General features: G+C 37.5%; 23 protein-coding genes. 13 read left to right on the forward strand and 10 right to left on the reverse strand.

What is annotated here, in order from left to right; genetic code table 11:
* Positions 1-12: 12 nt before the first annotated feature.
* The gene (locus tag AC4BC7_RS15890) at positions 13-945 is read right to left on the reverse strand and encodes an ABC transporter ATP-binding protein (RefSeq protein ID WP_207941634.1); all 933 of its coding nucleotides are present in this window, start codon (positions 943-945) and stop codon (positions 13-15) included.
* 110 nt (positions 946-1,055) lie between these two features.
* On the opposite strand from AC4BC7_RS15890, the gene AC4BC7_RS15895 reads away from it, so the two are divergent.
* Together AC4BC7_RS15895 and AC4BC7_RS15900 are read left to right on the forward strand one after the other, a co-directional pair.
* Complete coding sequence (locus tag AC4BC7_RS15895; RefSeq protein WP_207941635.1) at positions 1,056-2,138, forward strand: sensor histidine kinase; 1,083 nt, start codon at positions 1,056-1,058, stop codon at positions 2,136-2,138.
* Entirely contained in the window at positions 2,135-2,761 is a 627-nt protein-coding gene (locus AC4BC7_RS15900) for a response regulator transcription factor (RefSeq protein WP_490503364.1), read from the forward strand. The genes AC4BC7_RS15895 and AC4BC7_RS15900 overlap by 4 nt, the downstream gene beginning before the upstream one ends.
* Before the next feature lie 8 nt (positions 2,762-2,769).
* Here AC4BC7_RS15900 and AC4BC7_RS15905 read toward each other — a convergent pair whose 3' ends face one another.
* Positions 2,770-3,096: a winged helix-turn-helix transcriptional regulator gene (locus tag AC4BC7_RS15905; protein WP_490503365.1), complete on the reverse strand. Its 327-nt coding sequence runs from the start codon at positions 3,094-3,096 to the stop codon at positions 2,770-2,772.
* A gap of 136 nt (positions 3,097-3,232) precedes the next feature.
* On the opposite strand from AC4BC7_RS15905, the gene AC4BC7_RS15910 reads away from it, so the two are divergent.
* Positions 3,233-3,865, forward strand: a complete 633-nt coding sequence (locus tag AC4BC7_RS15910) for an SDR family oxidoreductase (RefSeq protein WP_207941638.1) — start codon at positions 3,233-3,235, stop codon at positions 3,863-3,865.
* Between the two features lie 9 nt (positions 3,866-3,874).
* Here AC4BC7_RS15910 and AC4BC7_RS15915 read toward each other — a convergent pair whose 3' ends face one another.
* The 6 genes from AC4BC7_RS15915 to AC4BC7_RS15940 form a co-directional block, all read right to left on the reverse strand.
* Positions 3,875-5,206: a PTS transporter subunit EIIC gene (locus AC4BC7_RS15915; RefSeq protein ID WP_490503366.1), complete on the reverse strand. Its 1,332-nt coding sequence runs from the start codon at positions 5,204-5,206 to the stop codon at positions 3,875-3,877.
* Positions 5,207-5,221: 15 nt separating this feature from the next.
* Positions 5,222-6,613: a glycoside hydrolase family 1 protein gene (locus tag AC4BC7_RS15920; protein WP_490503367.1), complete on the reverse strand. Its 1,392-nt coding sequence runs from the start codon at positions 6,611-6,613 to the stop codon at positions 5,222-5,224.
* A gap of 99 nt (positions 6,614-6,712) precedes the next feature.
* The gene (locus AC4BC7_RS15925) at positions 6,713-7,726 is read right to left on the reverse strand and encodes a branched-chain amino acid aminotransferase (RefSeq protein ID WP_490503368.1); all 1,014 of its coding nucleotides are present in this window, start codon (positions 7,724-7,726) and stop codon (positions 6,713-6,715) included.
* Between the two features lie 194 nt (positions 7,727-7,920).
* The gene (locus AC4BC7_RS15930; RefSeq protein ID WP_207941642.1) at positions 7,921-8,727 is read right to left on the reverse strand and encodes a TPM domain-containing protein; all 807 of its coding nucleotides are present in this window, start codon (positions 8,725-8,727) and stop codon (positions 7,921-7,923) included.
* Positions 8,724-9,812 carry a TFIIB-type zinc ribbon-containing protein gene (locus tag AC4BC7_RS15935; protein ID WP_490503369.1) on the reverse strand — a complete coding sequence of 363 codons (1,089 nt, stop codon included), beginning with the start codon at positions 9,810-9,812 and terminating at the stop codon, positions 8,724-8,726. The genes AC4BC7_RS15930 and AC4BC7_RS15935 overlap by 4 nt, the downstream gene beginning before the upstream one ends.
* A gap of 18 nt (positions 9,813-9,830) precedes the next feature.
* A complete protein-coding gene (locus AC4BC7_RS15940; RefSeq protein WP_490503370.1) occupies positions 9,831-11,048 on the reverse strand; it encodes an SPFH domain-containing protein in 1,218 nt (405 codons plus the stop codon).
* 193 nt (positions 11,049-11,241) lie between these two features.
* On the opposite strand from AC4BC7_RS15940, the gene dnaX reads away from it, so the two are divergent.
* The 10 genes from dnaX to dinB all read left to right on the forward strand — a co-directional run bounded on the left by dnaX (position 11,242) and on the right by dinB (position 19,266).
* Positions 11,242-12,963 carry a DNA polymerase III subunit gamma/tau gene (gene dnaX / locus AC4BC7_RS15945; RefSeq protein ID WP_490503371.1) on the forward strand — a complete coding sequence of 574 codons (1,722 nt, stop codon included), beginning with the start codon at positions 11,242-11,244 and terminating at the stop codon, positions 12,961-12,963.
* 21 nt (positions 12,964-12,984) lie between these two features.
* The gene (locus AC4BC7_RS15950) at positions 12,985-13,299 is read left to right on the forward strand and encodes a YbaB/EbfC family nucleoid-associated protein (RefSeq protein ID WP_207941646.1); all 315 of its coding nucleotides are present in this window, start codon (positions 12,985-12,987) and stop codon (positions 13,297-13,299) included.
* 17 nt (positions 13,300-13,316) lie between these two features.
* The gene (gene recR, locus AC4BC7_RS15955; RefSeq protein WP_207941647.1) at positions 13,317-13,913 is read left to right on the forward strand and encodes a recombination mediator RecR; all 597 of its coding nucleotides are present in this window, start codon (positions 13,317-13,319) and stop codon (positions 13,911-13,913) included.
* A gap of 40 nt (positions 13,914-13,953) precedes the next feature.
* Entirely contained in the window at positions 13,954-14,592 is a 639-nt protein-coding gene (gene tmk / locus AC4BC7_RS15960) for a dTMP kinase (protein WP_490503372.1), read from the forward strand.
* A 28-nt stretch (positions 14,593-14,620) separates the two neighbouring features.
* Positions 14,621-14,950 (forward strand): cyclic di-AMP receptor DarA, encoded by a 330-nt coding sequence (gene darA / locus AC4BC7_RS15965; RefSeq protein WP_207941649.1) that lies wholly within the window; start codon positions 14,621-14,623, stop codon positions 14,948-14,950.
* A gap of 11 nt (positions 14,951-14,961) precedes the next feature.
* The gene (holB, locus tag AC4BC7_RS15970; protein WP_490503373.1) at positions 14,962-15,894 is read left to right on the forward strand and encodes a DNA polymerase III subunit delta'; all 933 of its coding nucleotides are present in this window, start codon (positions 14,962-14,964) and stop codon (positions 15,892-15,894) included.
* A gap of 28 nt (positions 15,895-15,922) precedes the next feature.
* Positions 15,923-16,753, forward strand: coding sequence for a PSP1 domain-containing protein (locus AC4BC7_RS15975; protein WP_207941651.1), 831 nt, complete (start codon positions 15,923-15,925; stop codon positions 16,751-16,753).
* Entirely contained in the window at positions 16,746-17,105 is a 360-nt protein-coding gene (locus tag AC4BC7_RS15980; protein WP_490504445.1) for a DNA replication initiation control protein YabA, read from the forward strand. The genes AC4BC7_RS15975 and AC4BC7_RS15980 overlap by 8 nt, the downstream gene beginning before the upstream one ends.
* Before the next feature lie 56 nt (positions 17,106-17,161).
* Positions 17,162-18,031 (forward strand): 16S rRNA (cytidine(1402)-2'-O)-methyltransferase, encoded by an 870-nt coding sequence (gene rsmI / locus AC4BC7_RS15985; protein WP_490503374.1) that lies wholly within the window; start codon positions 17,162-17,164, stop codon positions 18,029-18,031.
* A 95-nt stretch (positions 18,032-18,126) separates the two neighbouring features.
* The gene (dinB, locus tag AC4BC7_RS15990; RefSeq protein WP_490503375.1) at positions 18,127-19,266 is read left to right on the forward strand and encodes a DNA polymerase IV; all 1,140 of its coding nucleotides are present in this window, start codon (positions 18,127-18,129) and stop codon (positions 19,264-19,266) included.
* Here the strand turns inward: dinB and nrdG are convergent.
* Entirely contained in the window at positions 19,263-19,865 is a 603-nt protein-coding gene (nrdG, locus tag AC4BC7_RS15995) for an anaerobic ribonucleoside-triphosphate reductase activating protein (protein ID WP_490503376.1), read from the reverse strand. The two genes, dinB and nrdG, sit on opposite strands and share 4 nt — an antisense overlap.
* 12 nt (positions 19,866-19,877) lie before the next feature.
* Positions 19,878-22,067, reverse strand: a complete 2,190-nt coding sequence (nrdD, locus tag AC4BC7_RS16000; protein WP_490503377.1) for an anaerobic ribonucleoside-triphosphate reductase — start codon at positions 22,065-22,067, stop codon at positions 19,878-19,880.
* Between the last annotated feature and the right edge of the window lie 213 nt (positions 22,068-22,280).

Raw genomic sequence — 22,280 nt, forward strand, 5'->3', positions numbered from 1 at the left:
GCAATCACCTCCCTAGTCTCGTAATTCTTTTCCAGTAATTTCTAAGAAAACATCGTTCAATGTAGCTTCTTGCGTGTGTAAATTTGCATAAGGAACTTGTTCATTTTCCAAATAAGTTAAGATGGGTAAAAGGGTGTCTTTGGTGTTGGCAACATTTAATGTTAAGGTCACTTGATCGTAATCAACGTCTAGTACACCAGGAATAGCTGCGAGAGCTGTTTTTTGTTGTTGCGATAACGAAGGGATTTCTAATAATAGCTTTTCGCCAGTCCGAATCATATTTTTTAACTCTTCTTTTGTGCCTTCTGCAATTACTTGACCTTGATCGATAATTACAACGCGATCACAAAGAATTTCAACTTCTTCCATATAATGTGTCGTATAAACAATCGTAGCGCCTTGATGATTTAATTCTTTAATACTACTAAGAATCTTGTTGCGGCTTTGAGGATCAACGGCAACTGTAGGCTCATCCAAAAAAATTAATTCTGGTTTATGGGAAATACCACAAGCAATATTTAAACGCCTTTTTAACCCACCACTTAACTGATGCGGATGAAATTTTTTGAACTTTTCTAAGCCCACTAATTGAATAACTTCTTCGACATATTGTTTTCGTTGTTTTTTATCTTTCACATAAAGTCCACAGTAATAATCAATATTTTCAACAACCGATAATTCAGCGAATACGGCAATTTCTTGAGGGACAATTCCAATTCGTCGTTTGATATCATATTTGGTAGGATTCATGTCTTCATCGAATAATTTAACGGTCCCCCGATCATAGGTTAAGAGACTTAGCATACAATGAATCGCTGTTGATTTTCCACTACCATTGGGCCCTAATAAGCCTAAAATGGTGCCTTGCTTTACCGACAAGTTAAAATGATTGAGAGCAACGAAATCGCCGTAGCGTTTGACTAGATTTTGAATTTCGATAATCATCAGCAAAAACTCCTTTTCTTTTTACTGTAACTATAAAGGAAATAACATAGAAGGAACAGTGTCTACATGCTAAAATGAATATGACAAATGTCATCTCTTAGGAGGATAGTATGAATAATCGAAATGTATGGGGGCTGTATCTCTTTTTACAAATTATTAGTTTTTTATTTTTAAGTTATGAACATTTCCAACCGATAGATGTTTTATTTTTATTAGTGAGTGTAATCTTATTAGTACCTACTTTGCTATCACAAAATTGGCTTGGTCATGGTTTGACTCTGGCTCTGTTCTATCTTTTGAGCTTTAAATGGCCAGAATTTAGCTATTTTTTACCTGGAGCATGGTGTATGGTGAATCGTTCACACTTATTGGGAATACCCTGGCTAGTGTTATGTAGTGGTTCCGTTTTTTTAATAGCAGATAGCGGAATTGCCAAAATCTTTGTAATTACCATGCTTATTTTCGTTTATTTCTTTAATGCCATTTGTTTGGATAAAGAGAAATTGATGCAAAATCATTTAGTTTTACAAGATGATAGCTGGGAGCAAGAACAACTTCTACGACAAAAAAACGAAGAATTGCAAGCAACGCAACAAGCGATGATTCAATTAGAAATTGCGGAAGAACGTAATCGTATTGCTCGTGATATTCATGACAATGTGGGTCATTTGTTATCAAGTGCTATTATACAAATGGGGGCGTTAGAAGTCTTAGCTCAAGAGGACGACTTGAAAAAACCACTGCATTCTTTAAAAGAGACCATTCATACAGGGATGGATAAAGTTCGCGAAAGTGTCCATGATTTGCATGAGTCTTCGCTAGGCTTTCAAGAGAATTTGCAACGGTTAGTAGAAGCGTTTCAGTTTTGTCCAATTACGATTCAAGGGAATTTATCGAAACAATTAACAAATCAACAAAGCCGAGTTCTGTTACTGGTGACTAAAGAAGCTTTAGCTAACGTCATGAAACATAGTAATGCCACACACATTATTATTGAAGAAACTGACCTACCAGCGTTTTATCGTTTCCGAATCAAAGATAATGGCCAAAAAGTTACGAATAAAATGTCAAAAGGCTTAGGCTTGGTAAGCATGCAACAACGAGTAAAAGAAATTGGTGGTCAGTTGCATATTAATGCCAGTAATGCTGGATTTATGATAACAATTATATTGCCTAAGGAGGGAACAACATGATTCGTGTGGTGGTGATTGATGATGACCGTTTAGTGACCGAATCGCTCAAAACCATTCTGGAAAGTACTCAAGAGATTGAGGTGCCTAAAACGGGACATTCTGCTGAAGAAGCTGTTTGTTTCTATCAAGAAATACAGCCAGATGTTGTATTAATGGATATTCGTATGGGAGAAAAAACAGGAATTGATGCGGCTAAATTAATTTTAAACGCTGACCCGCAAGCCAAAATTTTGTTATTAACGACTTTTTCTGATGAAGAATATATCAGTGAAGCACTTCAGATAGGTGTCAAAGGGTACCTCATTAAGCAAAATTTAGCAACAATTGTACCTGCAATTCAAGCAGTCATGAGTGGGCAATCTGTTTTTGGTACGGAAGTGATCGGAAAATTATCCGCAATTTTAAAAGAAACGTCTGAAAGAAAGTCATCTATTGAATTAACAGACAGAGAAGAAGATATTTTAATACAAATTGCTAATGGTAGAAATAATAAAGAAATTGCGCAAATGCTTTTTTTAAGTGAAGGCACAGTCAGAAACTATATCAGCCAACTCCTCGATAAAGTGGCTGTTAGAGACCGTACGCAACTAGCGATTTTTTATTATCGAGAGTATAAAAAATAGACAGGGCCTTAATTTTTTTGGCACTGTCTTTGATAATTACTGCCCCAGTCAGACAAGCTATCTAAAACTGACTGCAAACTATAACCCGTTTGTGTAAGTTCATATTCAACACGGGGAGGAACTTCTGCAAATACTTGTCTGGAAACTAAGCCTTGTTCTTCCATTGAACGTAAATTGGTTGTTAGTACTTTTTGTGAGATACCGTCTACTGATTTTTTTAATTCACCAAATCGTTTTTTTCCATCCATTAAATCTCGTAAAATTAACACTTTCCAACGGTTACTTATAAGTAGGAGCGTGGTTTCTACAGGGCAGTTAGGTAAATTTTTTTCCATAATTTTTTAGCGTCCTTTCAAAATAGTTTCTGAAAAGTAACTAGGTTACTTCAAAGTGCTTACTTTCTTTTAGTAACTATTAGAGTTATTATAACGTTAGGAAATAAAAAATACAATTTTATTGGAGGAATAGTAGATGAAAATTGCCGTTATTGCAGCAAATGGAAAAACAGGAAGCCAAGTAGTGACAGAAGCAGTTAATCGAGGATTTGAAGTAACTGCCGTTGTTCGTCATGACAATCAAACAAAGGCACAACATGAATTGAAAAAAGATCTTTATGAACTAACAGCTGAGGACTTACAAGGATTTGATGCAGTTGTGGATGCTTTTGGTGTTTGGAATCCAGAAAAATTAAACGAACATACAACATCATTAATCCATTTAGCCGATGTTTTAAGCCATACGAAAACCCGTTTAATAGTGGTAGGGGGCGCAGGTAGCCTGTATATGGATGCTGCTCATAAGATTCAATTAAAAGATACGTCGGATTTTCCAGAAATGTTTTTCCCATTAGCTGAACAAATGTCGATTGCTTTGGATGAATTGAGAAAAAGAGACGATGTACAGTGGGTTTATATTAGTCCAGCAGCTGATTTCCAAGCAGAAGGAAGTCGAACTGGCGAATACGCATTAGCGGGAGAAGAATTTACAGCAAATGCCGAAGGAGCAAGTTATATCAGTTATGCGGATTATGCAATTGCTGTGGTCGATGAAATTGAAACAGGCACACACAATCAAGAACGTATTTCAGTCTATCAAAAAAACTAGTGGTTACCACTAGTTTTTTTGTTGTTCTGCATATAATTTACCGTCATACATTTTGAAAAATGGATAATAAATAATAATCGAAATAGCGAGATTAATAAACGCAATTAAAACTGCGCGATAATCACCACCAGTTCCTAGAAAAGCGCCAATCCCAATCGGTGAAATCCAAGGAATCCCAGAGATGATTTTATTAACGAAACCAAAAGCTGTGGCAAAATAGGCAACGGAGACATTCACAATTGGTGTCACTACAAATGGAATAATCAAGTAGGGGTTGTAAACGATCGGTGCCCCAAAAATCACCGGTTCATTAATATTAAATAATCCTGGCAAAATCGCTGCTCGACCTAAAATCTTCAATTGATCTGATTTTGCGACAAACATCATCAATAAAACTAAACCTAAAGTACTTCCAGCCCCACCTAAGAAAATATACATGTTGGTAAAGTCACCAGCAAAAATATTGTTACCGCCATTAATATTTTCTGTTAATGAGACTAATAAAATTGGATTAATAAAACTGTTTTTAATAATCGCTGTACCATGTACACCGACTGCCCACAGTAAGTGGATTAAAAGCATAATTACTACAATCCCTAGCCATGAACCCGTTAGTTCTTTTACAAATTCAAATGGTTTAGATAATAAACCATGCAAATCTGTGTGGAAAGTAGCTAAAATACCATTAATTATTAGCATCGTAAAAGCGATGAAAATCGCTGGAATTAATGAAGCAAAAGCTTTACTAACCCCATCAGGAACTCCTTCTGGCATTCGAATAGTTAGTTTTTTACGAAGGCAGAACCGATAGATTTGCGTGGCTAAAATGGCTGTTAAAATACCAATAAAAATTCCGATACCACCAAAGCGAGTAATCCAAGCGCCCATAGCTACCCCATTATAAATAATGGCAGTCTCTGACGTTTGTTGAATGAGTTGCGCTCCATCGCTGGTAATATCTACTTGAATGATTGTTAATAAGAAGGCAAATAACCCTAAAATAGCCCCAACAAAACTGCTCAGTTCCTTGTCTTCTTGACGATAGCTTTCAGTTAAATAATAGGCTGTGGCTAAAGCATAAAAGATGGCTAACGAACCAATCGACATCGTGGTAATCACACTATATAAAGGTGAGAATCTTAAAAGCGTCTGTTCAAAAAATGGCGCCAATGGAGGAATAATTTGCGGTAAATTGTTAATGATTAAAAAGATTGATCCTACAATGGTAAAAGGGACGGTAATAATCCCAGATTGCATAATGGCACGAATAAATCTTAAATTGGCTAATTTATTCAGTGGTGGCATTAATTTAGTTTCTAAAAACTGAAAAACACGATTCATTAGAAATACTCCTTTCTATGAGGGGATTTGCTTTGTTTGAATTAATTGTTGATACCAATAAAAACTGTCTTTCTTATAACGAGCTAATTGCTTTTCATCATCTTCGGTACGATCCACATAAATAAAGCCATAGCGTTTACTGATTCCTTCATGAACGCTTACTAAATCAACTGCTGACCACGGACTATAACCAAATAAATCAACACCAGCTTCGATTGCTTGGAGACATTGTCCGATATGTTGCTCTAAATAATTGATACGATAGCTATCGTGAATTTTTCCATCGGCGGTTAATTCATCACGAGCACCTAGGCCATTTTCAGTAATGATGATTGGTAAATGATAGCGGTCATATAAGGTTTGTAACGTTGTCTTCAAGCCGTCTGGATCAATCGTCCAATTGAATTCATTTTTTTGTAAAAACGGATTAGTGTAACCTTTATAAAAGCCCCATTCCATAATATCTTCACTTTGTTGATCGCTAATGCCATCAGACATGCCCTCTTTTTTGACAGGTTTTTCTACAGTAACCGTAGTATAAAAGTTCATTGCCACGAAATCGGGAAAATGCGTCTGCATCATTTCTTCATCCTCTTTAGCAAAACTAATTGTTACTCCTTTTTGGTTTAAATAATCTTTAAAGACAGCGTTGTAACGACCGAAACAAGAAAAATCAAGATAAGCCCAGTTACGCACACTATTGAAATAAAGTGCCGCTTGATTATCTGTGGGTTTGCTTGTTGCTGGATAAACCAAGGAGATATTAGGAACAGGCCCAATTTTACCTTCAGGAACTAATTCATGGCAAAGTTTGAATGCATATTTTTCGGCCATCATTAAATGATGAAATTGTTGATATTTTTCTTGTAAAGGAATTTCTTTTCCAAGAATTTTTTGGTCCACCAACAACATGATGTTCGGTTCATTAATCGTTAGCCAATTTTTCACGCGGTCGCCATATGCTTCAAAAAGAGTTTGAGCGTACGTTGCAAAAGCTTCGACAGTACTGCGAACAGCCCAACCACCTTCATCTTCTAATGCTTGTGGTAAGTCAAAATGATTCAACGTAATAAAAGGCTGGATGTTGTATTTTAGACATTCGTTAATTACATCGTTGTAATGGTCGATTCCGGCTTGATTTATTTCACCACGTCCATTTGGAAAAATTCTCGTCCAAGCAATCGAAAAACGAAAGACGTCTAAACCTAGATCAGCTAATAAACGAATATCTTCTTTATAATGGTGATAATGATCTGAAGCAACAGTAAAATCTGCAATTTCGTGATTGTCGCGTGGTCGGGTATCTTGGACGCTTAAACCTTTGCCATCTTCAAGATAGGCACCTTCTGTTTGATGCGCACTAATAGACGCACCCCATAAAAAATCCTTGGGAAATGTATGTGACATAGCGTTCATCCTTTCAAAATAAATTAAATACAACCTAGTATAACAAGAGTTGTTGGTAGTAAGCAAAAAAAGGACACTGAAATAACAGTGTCCTAATGATTATTCTACTTCAAAAATCCAACCTTCTGGAGCTGGACGATCACCATATTGAATGCCTACTAATTCTTCATATAATTTTTTCGTCACAGGTCCTACTTCGGTTTCACTATAAAAAACATGGAACTCATCATGGGTTTGAATCCCACCAATTGGTGAAATAACAGCCGCGGTTCCGCACGCACCTGCTTCGACAAATTTATCTAATTCATCTAAACGCACATCACCTTCAATAGCTTTCAAACCTAACGTATGTTCTGCTAAATATAAAAGTGAATATTTAGTAATACTTGGCAGAATGGAAGGGGATTTTGGCGTAATAAATTCATTGTTTTTTGTAATACCGAAGAAGTTTGCTGAACCAACTTCTTCAATTTTAGTATGTGTCTCCGGATCTAAATAGATACAATCTGAAAAATTCTTTTCATGGGCTTCCTCACCAGGAAGGAGACTTGCAGCGTAATTGCCACCAACTTTAGCTGCACCAGTACCATTTGGCGCAGCACGATCGTAATCTGAAACGATAAAGTTTGTGGGCGCTAAACCACCCTTAAAGTATGGGCCAACTGGCATACAAAAAACAGTGAAAATAAATTTATCCGCGGGTCTTACACCAATAATATCTCCAACTCCAATTAGTAAGGGACGAATATATAATGAAGCTCCTGTTCCATATGGCGGAACAAATTCGCGGTTAGCTTTTACAACTTTTTTTACTGCTTGTAAAAATAATTCTTCTGGAACTTGTGGCATACGTAAACGTGTCGCACTACGATTTAGACGTTTGCTATTTTCATCCGGGCGAAACAAATTAACGCCGCCATCTTTACGACCATATGCTTTTAAGCCTTCAAAACATTGTTGACCATAATGCAAGGCTGGAGAAGATTCGCTAATATGTAAGATATTATCTTCTGTTAGTTCGCCTTCATTCCAAGTGCCATCTTGCCAAGTAGCAATGAAGCGCCAAGGTGTTTTTATATAATCAAATCCTAAATTATTCCAATCAATTGTCATAAGACCACTCCTTTATTTTTTGATAGTATATCACTAATTCTAAGTATTGTCATTATTCTGAAAATTTACAAAAAAAGCCAATCATAATCAATAAAAATAACCGAACTATCACTAATATAGCAATGCTAATTATTATAAAATTAGCATTGCTAATGGATAATTCGGATTATATTTGAAAGGCTATGTGACTTCTCTTAGAATTTTCCTCCGCCACCACCGAATGAACCACCACCAGTTGAATGAGTCGTGCTGCCACCGCCGCCACCACCAGAGCCACCACCACTTGAAGTATTGCGAGGAATACGTCTGGTAGTGACAAAAGAATTGGTTAAACGGTCTTCTTTTTGACTAAGTTTTAAAGAAGATTTTTCATTGTATGGATAGCGGTAACCACCCATTTTTAATTGATATCTCGACTTAATGACAAAGAAGAATACAGTGCTAAGAATGGCTGCTGCAAGTAAGGCAAAAAAAGCTTCCCAAAAGGTTATAGTTTTATAGTACGTAATTTTACCTGTTTCACGATCTATCCGATAATGGCCTCTAGGTACGCCATCAGAAACGTATTGACTGGCTTCGGATAAATAATTTTTTGCAGCAGTAAAGTAATCTCCTGCTGAAAGAGACTCTTGGATAGATTCTTTCATATTCTCAATTCGTCGATCGGTAAGATAATCAATCATGTTTCCCGAAGTAGAGATATGATAATCACGATAAGTCATATTGACCATTAAGGCCATTCCATTATTGTCATTTCCAATTTGGCTACTTAGGTACAAATCGGTGAATTCTTCTGGATCGCTATAGCTACGATTAGTGGTAAGAATGAAAACTTCGCCTTTAATTTTATCGTTGAGTTCTTCTGCTAATTGATTTAATTCTTGAATTTCTTGCTCAGTAAATAATCCCGCTTCATCGTTCACTGCTTCTGCAGCATAACTTGGAGCAACAAAGACAAACAGACCTAAAAATAGGGTGAAGAGATAAAAGAATTTTTTCATATCAGATACCCCGCAATCATAAAGAGTGAAGCTAACACTGCAAAAATTCCCACGGTAGTGAAACCTAATTTTTTATAACTAATTGGCAAGACACCACTGACTTTTCCAGTTTGGCCATTCATCGCATAATAGAAAACTTTTTTTGAGCGATCATTGCTACGATAAGTGACTAACCAAACAGGAAGTAAAACATACTGATTGTCTTCTTTTGTTAATTGAAAATTTTGATGGGTTCGTCTAAAGCTGGTGTAACCACTGACGGAATTACTTAACAAATTTTCACCATAATTTGACAATTCATTCCGTACCGAATTTTCAATATCAGGGTATTCAATATCTCGTTTTTCTGCTTGAAAGCCTGCGAGATATTGATTTTTAAACTCTATGGCTTTTTCTAATTGAAACGGTTGAACACCTTCAACCATTTTTTGTTGCGTATTTTTAGATAAGGCGTTTTTAATTAACTCTTTAAAAGATAATTTTCCTTTGCGCAAGACATCATATTGTTTGGTTTCGGTATATTCTAAATCGCCCACTCGCCATACTCGTATGGAAGTGGCCGTTCCTGAAAGTTCACCGTCTGCTTCTGCATCAACCGCCCAATAAGGGAAATAAACCCCTGTTAATTTTTCTACTTGATCTTTGTTGAAAAAATCTCGTGGAACAAACCATTTTTTCTGTGCCCATTTTAAGAAATTTTCCGTTGCAACTTCTTTTTCTACTACAAAAGGTAAGACTTTATTCGGTAAAAATTTTCCGCTCAAACGCCCCGAAAGAACGACTGGATTGTGGCAGAAATAACAATAGGTTGCAGCAGTCGTCGAATCCGTTACAATTTCTGCGCCACAACTTGGACAGAGAAATAAATCCATAGCACTGTCATCGGTGGCTTCTTGCTCTTCTTCAATGGATGCCGTCACATCATCTGTATCTGCAAGACGAGCTTCTTTTTGACTAGCTTCAAAAGCCGTCACTTCTGCTTCTGTGAATACGCTTAAACAATAGGGACAGTGAAACTTTTGATCGCTAGGATCAAAAGTTAAGGCACCATCACAGTTCGGACATTTATGTGTAATTACTTCCATACCAACAACCTCCTAAATTTAGATTGGTACTCCTTGGAATGGTTTGCCACACTCTGGACAGAATTTTGGTACGCCATTTGTTAAATCAACGACTGCGTCACAAGAAGCACATTTCATTTTTACACTCACTGCTTTAGCTTCAGGTTTTGCAGTCCCACAGTTGCTACAGAATTTTCCAGTATTTTCAGTACCGCAATCTGGGCAAGTCCAAGTGTTTTCTTGTTTAGCTGCTTGCTGTTGCATTTGTTGTTGATTCGTTTGAGAAGCTTGATTAAAGAAACCTCCAGCAGCATTCATCCCAACACCCATGCCCATAAAGCTTTGTGCTGCGCCTCCAGGATTGTTTCCTGCTGCTTCCATTCCTTTAGCAATTGATCCTTGTACAAATCCTTCACGAATGTTGGCATCACCTAACATTGCACCTTGGTTACGCATGTTGATTAATTTAACTGAATCATCTGTGTAAGAAATGCTTGCCACTGCTACAGCGACAATTTCCATTCCACGTAAATCACGCCAACTATCATCTAAAACATCACTCATATATTTGCTTAGTTCCATACTTTTAGAAGGGACATAAGAAATACGTTCGCCATCAGCAGACATTTTGTTGATAGTTGCTTGTAAGGCTGTTAAAAATTCAGCTAGATATTGCTCGTTAATATCATTAATTTCGACTTGTGTTTTATTGCGCGGAATCGCATTTGTGTAAAATAAAATTGGATCAGTTACTTTAATAGAATACGTACCATGTGTTCGTAAAAATAACTCCGCATTGTAAAAATTATCAAAATAATTTAACGGAGAAGACGTACCAAAACGAATGCCTTTAATTTCTTGTAAATTAATATAGAAAACTTGTTGTTTTTGCGGGGTCACACCACCAAATTTGAAACGGTCAAATGTTTCTGAAATTGCTGCTTTTAATGAACCGTTAAACATGGATGGTGCAGAATTATTTTGAACAGTATAATATCCTTCTTCTGCGGTATAATCGATAATTTTTCCACCATCAACTAAAAGCATCATCATATTTGGATATACATGAACAACTGAACCATCCGTAATTACGTCATCGGTTCCTTTACGGTTGGATCCACGTTTACTATCTTTTCTAACTTTGACACCTTTTGTCATTACTGTTGTGTCGCCCATATCATCTGGTTCGATAATCTCTAGCCATTGGTCAGCAAGACCGCCACCAATTGTACTTGTTGCTGCTTTAATTAATCCCATGATGTTTCCTCCTTTAGTGAGTTAAAAATTATTATTAAACATCTATAACCAAATTATACCACAAGACGAATTATTTCTTGTATCCGCCGTAAGTCGTAAAAAAAGTTAATGAGAGTTCCTTCGTGTTGGTAGTTTTTTTTGCAAAAGTTTCGTATAATGATAGATAGCGAATTTTGAAAAGAGGTGGGCAAGTTTGGCTTATCAAGCACTTTATCGCGTCTGGCGTTCGCAACGCTTTGACGATGTTGTCGGGCAACAAGCAATTACCCAAACGTTGAAAAATGCGATTATCCAAAATCAGATTTCTCACGCCTATTTATTTACAGGCCCACGAGGAACGGGAAAGACCAGTGCCGCAAAAATTCTTGCCAAAGCAGTCAATTGTCCGCACAGTCAAGATGGCGAACCGTGTAATGAATGTGAAATGTGTCGTTCGATTACAGCAGGTAGTCAAGAAGACGTTATTGAAATTGATGCTGCGAGTAATAATGGTGTAGAAGAGATTCGCTTTATTCGTGATCGGGCAAATTATGCACCGACGCAAGCGAAATATAAAGTGTATATCATCGATGAAGTCCACATGCTTTCGACAGGTGCGTTTAATGCTTTGTTAAAAACGTTGGAAGAACCGCGAAAAAATGTGATTTTTATCTTAGCAACAACTGAGCCTCATAAAATTCCAGCAACAATTATCTCACGGACGCAACGTTTTGATTTTAAACGAATTCGGACAGAAGATATTGTTGAGCATTTGGCACATATTTTAGCTGAAAGCAACATTGATTATGAAGATCAGGCGTTGCAAGTGATTGCTCGTTCGGCTGAAGGTGGTATGCGTGATGCATTGAGTATTTTAGACCAAGCAATTTCCTTTAGCGATGGTAAAATTACAATGCAAAATGCGATGGAGGTAACTGGAAGTTTAACCTTTGAAATGATGGATCAGTTTATCCAGTACTGTGCACAAAACAATGTAGCTGGCGCTTTAGAAATGTTAGGTGACATGTTAGCCTCTGGTAAAGAAGCTCGACGTTTATTGGAAAATCTTTTAGTCTATTGTCGTGATTTATTGATTTATCAACAAGCCCCACAGTTGCTAAACGAAAAAACGGGGTATCTAACGGAAGAGTTTCAGCAACTTGCGAAAGACACAGCACCACCACAATTGTACCAATGGATTGATATTTTAAATGATACACAAAATGATGTACGGTTTACGACAAATTCAACTATTTATTTAGAAGTGGCGACAGTTAAATTAGCCAGTGGTGGTACACCAGCTAGTGTCGTCTCTGCGGAAGCAGTCGTTGATAATCAAGAAGTCCAACAATTAAAAAAAGAATTGCAAGGCTTACGACAAGAACTACAGCAACTCAAGCAAAATGGCGTAACGGCACAACCGGAAACACCAAAAGCACCTAAGCGAAAACCGCAAATGAATGGCTATCGTATTCCCAAAGAGCGTGTCTTTAGTGTGTTAAAAGAAGCCACCAAACAAAATTTAGTGAATGTGAAAATGGTTTGGGAAGACTTGCTATCCAGTTTGACGATTACTCAAAAAGCCATCTTGCGTGCAAGTGAACCCAAAGCAGCTAGTCCAACTGGGTTAGTGATTGCATTTGACTATGAAATTATTTGCCAAAAAGCTGCGAACGACCCAGAATTTGGGTTAGCCGTGCATAATAATTTGAGTCGAATGATTCCAGATTATGCACCGGATCCAATTTTTATTACGGTTGATAGTTGGCCAGAACTACGGCAAGAATTTCTATCCAGCGATCACGAAATTGAAGTGGAAGAAGTATTTGAAGAAGCAGGGGATATTTCGTTAGTACCAGAGGAACCTGAAGATGAAACAATAGTGACCAAAGCTCAAGAGTTATTTGGTGATTTAGCAACAATTGAAGAAGATTAATGAGAAATGGAGCGATGACTAATGATGCGAGGCATGGGAAATATGCAAGGCATGATGAAACAAGTACAAAAAATGCAAAAGAAAATGGCAGAAGAACAAGAAGTGTTAAATGCCACAGAATTTAAAGGGGAAGCTACTAACGGCTATGTAAAAGTTACCGCAACTGGTGACCGCAAAATTAAAGATATCGTGATTGATCCAGCAATCATTGACGCAGAAGATGCCGAAATGTTACAAGATTTAGTTGTAATGGCAGTTAATGACGTGCTAACGAAGGTTGAAAAAGAAACCGAAGCAACAATCGGTAAATATACAAAAGGAATCCCAGGATTCTAAAAAAGGAGTCTTGACTTGTGCAATATCCAGAACCAATTGCAAGATTAATTGCTAGTTATATGAATTTACCAGGGATTGGTCAAAAAACTGCGACTCGATTGGCTTTTCATACGATTGATATGAAAGATGAAGTCGTCAACGAATTTGCGAAATCATTATTAAGTGTCAAGCGTGATTTGACCTTTTGTAGTGTATGTGGGAATATTACAGAAGAAGATCCTTGTAGCATTTGTTCAGATACAACCCGTGATCGTAGCACGATTTTGGTTGTAGAGGAACCAAAAGATGTGATGGCTTTGGAGAAAATGCGCGAGTATCGAGGTCTATATCACGTCTTACATGGTGTGCTTTCTCCAATGGAAGGAACCGGACCAGAAGATATCAACATTCCCAGTTTGATTCAACGCTTGCATAACGATGAGGTGACTGAAGTTATCTTAGCAACGAATGCAACGACTGAAGGAGAAGCAACTGCGATGTATCTTTCTCGTTTAATCAAACCGGCTGGCATCAAAGTAACACGCCTGGCACATGGGCTATCGGTGGGTAGTGACATTGAATATGCAGACGAAGTAACTTTATTAAAAGCGGTCGAAGGCAGAAGAGAATTATAGAAATGATTATTCAGAAAATGAATCGATGGAGGAAACCCTAGTGAATGGATTATTCATAACAATTGAAGGACCAGATGGCGCAGGTAAAACCAGCGTCATCAATGAACTGTACCCTCGTTTACAGTTAATAGCTAAAAAAGGTATTGTAAAAACAAGAGAACCAGGAGGTGTCCGAATTTCGGAAAAAATTCGTCACATTATCCTCAATCCAGAACATGATGAAATGGATGAACGTACCGAAGCGTTGCTTTATGCAGCGGCTCGTCGTCAACATTTAGTTGAAGTAATTTTACCTGCGTTAAATGCTGGTAAAATTGTTATCTGTGATCGTTTTGTGGATAGTTCATTGGCTTATCAAGGAGCAGGACGTCGGATTGGCATGGAAGAAATTGCTGCAATTAACGAATTTGCAGCAGAAGGGACAACGCCAGATTTTACACTTTATTTAGATATTGATTCTGATTCAGGGTTAAGAAGAATTCAACAAAACAGAGCCGACCAAATTGACCGATTGGACTCTGAAGGGTTAGAATTTCATCAAAGGGTTCGTCATGCTTATTTAAAATTAGCGGAAGAAAATCCATTCCGTATTCATCGAGTGGACGCACGTATGAGTTTACCTGATGTGGTCGAGACAAGTTATTCTGCTATTGTCGAAGCTTACCCACAATATTTTTAATTATCATAAAAACTAAGGAGATGAGAACATGAAACTAATTATGGCAATCGTTCAAGACAAAGACAGCAACCGTTTAGCAAACGAATTTATTGATGCGAATATTCGTGCAACAAAACTATCTTCAACAGGTGGTTTTTTGAAAGCAGGTAACAGCACCTTTATTATCGGGATTGAAGATGAACGTGTAGATGAAGCACTAGAATTGATCAAGAAAACATGCCAATCAAGAAAGCAATATGTGTCAACACCAATGTCTTTAGATGTTTCATTGGATGGACAAGTTCCATATCCAGTTGAAGTAGAAGTTGGTGGCTCAACCGTATTTGTTTTACCAGTTGAAGGTTTTCATCAATATTAAGGAGGGCTAGTATGGAGGAAGGAAAGTTTTTAGCCGAATACCAACCTCTTGTCTACTCTCAAATGAAAAAAAATGGTGAGCATGAGCGTTTGGCTCATGCTTATCTTTTTGAAGGGGACAATGGGACCGGCAAACATGAAATGAGTACATGGCTAGCAAAATACATTTTTTGTGAACAACGACAAGACAATGAACCGTGTAACCAATGTATTAATTGTTTGCGTATTGAGATGAATGAACATCCAAATGTTCAGACGATTACCCCTGATGGTCAGAGTATTAAAGTCGATCAAATTCGTCAATTACAAGCGGAGTTTTCCAAAAGTGGTTTTGAGCAACGTCAGCAAGTATTTATTATTCAACAAGCAGAAAAAATGAATACGAGTGCAGCGAATAGTTTACTTAAATTTTTAGAAGAGCCACCTGGTAGTTTCTTAGCAATCTTAGAGACGGATAGTTTAGGCAGAATTTTGCCAACGATTCAATCACGTTGCCAAATTATTCATTTTTCGCCACTGCCAAAAGGAAAATTACGTGAAAAATTACAAAATGATGGAATTGGTCAACAGACGGCAGAACTTCTTGCCAGTCTGACAAATAGTTACGACAAAGCAGTTGAAATCTCTCAAGATGAATGGTTTAATGGTGCTAAGGACATTGTTTCAACGTGGTTTGACTACTTGCGAAAGAAAGATCCTCAAAGTTTTGTTTTTGTACAGAAAAAATTATTGGCAATCACAAAAGAAAAAACACAACAACGTCAAGTTTTAGCGATATTGTCGTTTTATTTTCAACGTGAGCGCAACCAATTTTTGACTCAAGGACTTCATGTAGATGGATTGAATCGTGAATTGGAGCTGATTTTACAAGCTCAACAAAAATTAGAAGCAAATGTTTCTTTTCAAGGTGTCGCTGAACAATTGGCATTGCGGATCATTACCTGAAATAAGTCCATAAGAAAGGAGGAGACACATGGTTAAAGTAGTGGGTGTTCGTTACCGACAAGCTGGACGAATCTATTATTTTTCTCCTGGTGAAACTGAATTTTTATATAACGATAAGGTCTTGGTGGAATCCCAGCAAGCGAAATATATAGCGACTGTTGCTATCCCTAATAAAGAGATGGCCGCAGAAGATTTGCCGGATGACATTAAACCAATCATCCATCGCGCAACAGCTTCTGAGTTGCAACAAGATGAAAAGAATAAACAAGATGCAAAAGAAGCTTTACGAATTGGTAAAAATAAAATTCGTGAGCATAAATTAGAAATGAAATTGGTCGATGTCGAATATACATTTGATCGTAGCAAAATGATTTTCCAATTTACTGCAGACGGGCGAATTGATTTTAGAGAATTGGTCAAAGATTTAGCCGCTATCTTCCGTACACGAATTGAATTACGTCAAATCGGCGTCCGTGATGAAGCAAAAATCTTAGGTGGAATTGGTCCTTGTGGTCGTCAATTATGTTGTTCAACTTTTTTAGGCGATTTTGTCCCAGTGTCCATTAAAATGGCTAAAGACCAAGGCTTATCTTTAAATCCAACAAAGATTTCTGGTTTATGTGGTCGTTTAATGTGTTGTTTAAACTATGAAAATGATGAATATGAAGCAGCGAAAAAAGAATTACCTGATTTTGGTACTGAAATTGTAACCCCCGACGGCAAAGGTCGTGTAGTCGGCTTAAATTTATTAAGTCGTGTCATCAAAGTGCGACTATTCGGGAAAGAAACGCCTGTGGAATATGATTACGAAGAGATAAAAGAAGTTGCCAAAGCAGGTGAAGCTAATGTCAATGGATAAGCGTTCGATATATGATGGATTGAATGATTTTGAGAGTGATTTGCAAAAATTATTAACAAATCTTGCGGAAATGAAAGATTCTCTACAAGAAGTTGTGGAAAAAAATGCCACACTGGAGTTAGAAAATCAGCGTTTGCGTGAACATATCCGTGAATTAAATCAAGCAAATGAGCAGCCGTCAGGCAAGGCGAAACAAGAAAATTCATCGGCATTATCAAAATCACGCATGAATTTAGAAAAAATTTACGAAGAAGGTTTCCACGTTTGTTATGATTTATATGGATCAAGACGTGAGCATGATGAACCGTGTGCGTTTTGTTTAGAAGTAATTTATCGCGAAAGTGGCAAATAAGATAAGAGACTGGCAGAAATTTTTGCTCAGTCTTTTTATTTTAAGGAGTGAACAAGTTGAAGAAACAGCGGAGTTTTAAAGATAAGACAGTCGGGATACTATATTTGGTTCCGACACCGATTGGCAATTTAGAAGATATGACCTTTCGCAGTGTAAAAACATTACAAGCGGTGGATTTAATTGCCAGTGAAGACACTCGTAATACTCAAAAGTTATTGAATCATTTTGAAATTACAGTACCGCAAAAAAGTTTACATGAACATAATTATAAAGAGCGGGTTCCCCAACTAGTTGAATATTTAAAAGGGGGGAAATCCATCGCACAAGTTAGTGATGCAGGCATGCCCTCGATTAGTGATCCTGGTCATGAACTAGTGTTGGCATGTATTGAAGAAGAAATTTCGGTGGTTGCTTTGCCTGGTCCCACTGCTGGTTTGACAGCTTTGATTGCTTCTGGACTGACGCCACAGCCAAATTATTTTTATGGCTTTTTAAAACGTAAAAAGAAAGAACAGCTAGCAGAACTGGCAACACTCACGTATCAAAAAGCAACCATGATTTTTTATGAATCGCCGTATCGTTTAGGAACAACTATCGAAAACATGATGGAAGCTTTTGGTCCGAATCGTCAAGCAGTTGTTTGTCGTGAATTGACCAAAATTCATGAAGAATATTTACGAGGAACCTTAGCAGAATTAAAAGAATATCTTGATGAGACACCTGTCAAAGGCGAATGTTGCTTGATGGTTGCCGGTGCAACCGAAGAAGCGCCAGCAGAAGAAATTGTTGGAACCATTATCGAGCAAGTCGAAGCTTTAATTGCTGATGGAATGAAACCAAATCTAGCAATTAAAGAAATTGCCAAGAAAAATGGCTTGAAAAAGCAAGTCGTGTACAATGATTATCATGGATTAAATGAAGTCTAGGCAAGTATGCCTAGGCTATTTTTTTAGGAACAAACAACGTAAGGATATTTGCAGGGGAATGTTCGTTCGTATATAATGGAAGAGAGGTGAGCGTAATGACCGGATTGCAGTTTCCATTAAAAAATGATACATCCCGTAAAATTATACATATTGATATGGATGCTTTTTTTGCATCGGTAGAAGAACGTGACCAACCGGAACTGGCGAAGCATCCGTTAGTGATTGCTCGTCATCCAAGTGATACCGGGGGACGTGGTGTGGTTACAACAGCGAATTATTTAGCACGCCAATATGGCATACATTCGGCTATGAGTGCGCAAAAAGCGTATGAGCTGTGTCCACATGCGCTATTTGTTCCAGGAAATCACCAAAAATATCGAGAAATTTCTCGGCAAGTGCGTGCGGTTTTTTACCGTTATACAGATTTAGTCGAAATCGTTTCGATTGATGAAGCGTATTTGGATGTGACTGAAAATAAAATTCAAAGTACATCAGCTATTAAAATTGCCAAATTAATTCAGCATGATATTTGGCAAGAAGTTCAGCTCACTTGTTCAGCAGGGGTCAGTTACAATAAATTTTTAGCCAAATTAGCTTCAGATTTTGAAAAACCACGAGGCTTGACCGTTGTAATGCCTCAAGATGCTGTTACTTTTCTAAAAAAATTACCGATTGAAAAATTTCATGGTGTCGGGAAAAAGACCGTTCCTAGAATGCATGAATTAGGTATTTTTACAGGAGCAGACTTATATGAACGTAGTGAAGCAGAGCTGATGCAGCATTTTGGCAAAATGGGTTATTCCTTGTATCGCAAAGTCCGTGGTATTCACAATGCACCGGTAAATATTTCACGTGAACGAAAATCGATAGGCAAAGAAAATACCTATGGGCAACCTTTAGCGACAGAAGACGAATGTCTAGCTCAATTACGCCAATTGTCGAATGCAGTAGCTGAATCCTTAAAAAAAGAACAAAAACACGGCAAGACGGTTGTTGTGAAAATTCGCTATGCAGATTATACCACGATTACTAAGCGGGTTACCTTGCGTGAATACGTCTATCGCAAGGAAGAGATTTTTTCGCAAGCTAGTTTAATTTGGGAAGAAATTCTGGGCGTTGAAAAGGGGATTCGTTTATTAGGTGTGACAGTCACTAACTTGGATCCATTGACTTATGAAAATATCGTGTTACCTCTGTGGGAAACTGGAGATCCTTATGAAAAAAGCAAGCACTAAATGAGCGCTTGCTTTTTAATTTGTTCATATTGTTGTTCGGCATCGATACATTTTTCCCAAATCACTGCTTTACCAGCTGCTAATGATTTGGGAACATCAAGAATTCGTTGATTGCTGCTACCACGAAATTGTAAATTGAGATTACGTTTACTTAATTCAAAACGACCATCAACTAAAATATCAATTTGTTGCAATAGAGCCAATTTATCATCAGTTTCTTGCAAAAGTTCTTCAAATGTATATCCTGACCAACTCCAAATATCTTTTTTCGTTCCAAACGTTTCCCGAACGCGTTGAACTAATTGGAGGCAAACAGCCGTATTTAAAAAAGGTTCGCCACCTAATAAAGTAAGTCCTTGAACATAATCGTGAGAGAGGTCTGCAATAATTTGATTTTCTAATTCCAAAGTATACGGTGTACCGTAGCGGAAATTTTGTACGGCTTTATTGAAGCAACCTTCACAAGCAAAAAGACAACCGCTGACGTATAAACTATTACGAACTCCCTCACCATCGACAAAATTAAACGGCTTATAATCAGCAATCCGTTGTTGACTATAGTCTTCACTGCACCATTCTTTGGGCTGTGGATTTCTCATATTATCACGTCCTTATTTCATGTGTTTAACACGTGCAGAAATTTCTTTGTGGCGTCCATGTACCATTGGGCGTGCTTGTGGATTGCCTAGATACCCGCATGTTCGTTTTACTACATCGCAGGTTTTTGGATCATGATTGCCACATTGCGGGCATTGAAAACCACGCTCGGTTGGTTTGAAATCTCCTTCATACCCACATTCATAGCAATGGTCAATGGGTGTATTGGTTCCCAAATAGCCAACACGATCATAAGAATAATCCCATACCGCTTCTAAGGCTTTCGGATTTTGTTGTAGAATGGGGTATTCACAGTAATGAATAAAGCCACCGCTACAATAGTACGGATAATCTTTTTCGAAATCTAGTTTTTCAAAAGGTGTCGGATTTTTACGAACATCATAATGGAAGCTATTTGTATAATATTCTTTGTCAGTAATATTTTCAATCACGCCAAATTTTTCAGTATCTAGACGGCAAAAACGATCGGTTAAACTTTCACTTGGTGTCGAATAAACACTAAAATGATACTCATATTCTTCAGCCCAATCATCTGCATGGTCTTTTAAGGCACGTAAAATCGCTAACGTGAATTCTTTAGCTTGGGGATTAGCTTCCCATTCGCCATCATAAAATGCCGCAGCAACTTCATATAATCCAATATATCCGAGAGAAACCGTCGCACGACGATGATTAAATAATTCATCTACAGCATCATTGGGTGCAAGTTTCTTGCCAAACGCGCCGTGCATATAGAGGATAGGTGCATTTGTTGGTGTAGCTTCTTTACAGCGTTCAATTCGATATACGAGTGCATCTTTCACAATTTGCAGGCGTTCTTCTAGAAGCTGCCAAAATTTTGCTTGATCATGTTGTGCTTCAAGGGCAATTCGGGGCAAATTTAGGGTGACTACACCTAGATTCATCCGCCCAACATTGATTTCTTGCCCAGTTGCATCCTTCCAGCCTTGTAAGAAAGAACGGCAGCCCATAGGCACCTTAAAGCTCCCTGTTAACTCCACAATCTTATCGTAATTTAAAATATCAGGATACATCCGTTTCGTTGCACATTCTAACGCCAATTGCTTGATATCATAATTAGGGTCTTGTGGTTGAAGATTTATGCCTTTTTTGATAGAGAAAATCAATTTAGGAAAAATAGCTGTTCGATGTTCGCTACCTAAACCATTGATTCGATTTTGTAAAATAGCTCGTTGAATTTCGCGTTCAAACCAATTTGTCCCCAAACCAAACCCCAGGGAAGTGAAGGGTGTTTGCCCGTTTGATGTAAACAACGTATTGATTTCGTATTCTAAACTTTGCATGGCATCAAAAATGTCTTTCTTAGTTTTTTTACGAGCAAAAGCTATTTGACGTTCTTCACCTGCAATCCATTCTTGGGCATCTGCTAAATGTTTTTCATAATTTTTCTCAGCAAAAGGCGCTAAAAGTTCATCCACTCGATCGGCAGAACAACCGCCATATTGACTAGAAGCCACGTTAGCAATAATTTGTGAAATTTGCGCAGTTGCTGTTTGAATAGATTTAGGTGCTTCGACTTCAGCGTTGCCCATTTTGAAGCCTTCGTTTAACATTTTTTTAAAGTCAATTAAGCAACAATTTGTCATTGGGGCATAAGGATGGTAATCCAAGTCATGATAATGAATATCGCCTTTTTGATGTGCGTTTGCGACATGAGGAGGTAACATCTTTAAACCAATTGATTTGCCAACAATTCCTGCGGTTAAATCACGTTGTGTGTTAAACACATTACTGTCTTTATTGGCATTTTCATTGACGACACTTTGTTCCTTATTCATTAGCTTTTCAATTGTAAAATTAATGTCGGTTGCCTGACTTCGTTCGAAATCACGTTGTGTCCGATAACGAATGTATTCTTCAGCGAGCGCATAATCATGTTGTTGTAACAGAATATGTTCAACGATATTTTGGATTTCATAAATTTTAACCGTTTTTTGAAAACGCGCCTCAATTTCATGATTGATTTTAGTTACAAGATAATGTACTTGCTGATGGTCCATGGGTGAAAGAGTCCCTTGCACTTGTTGTTTGGCTTTGACCAAGGCGTTATAAATTTTTTGATCGTCAAACGTTACGGTCCGTCCATCGCGTTTAATGACTTGTATTTCAACCGTAGTTGCTGGTGAGAAATATTGTTCATCTTTTAATTTAGTTGCCGTCATTTTGTGTCACTCCTTTGTTTGCTTCTTCTCTATAATAAAATAAAAAAAGAAGGATTTCAACTATATATAGTTGTTTATTTTTGTTTATACACTATATGTAGTATATGCAGAGGGTGGCATAAGCTAGGTGAGAGTAGGGAGTTTCATTGTTTTATTTTACACAAAATGTATAAAATTTATTTTTAGATTTTAGAGAATTAATTGAAAATATGC

Source organism: Enterococcus sp. AMC1623, from assembly GCF_058216495.1.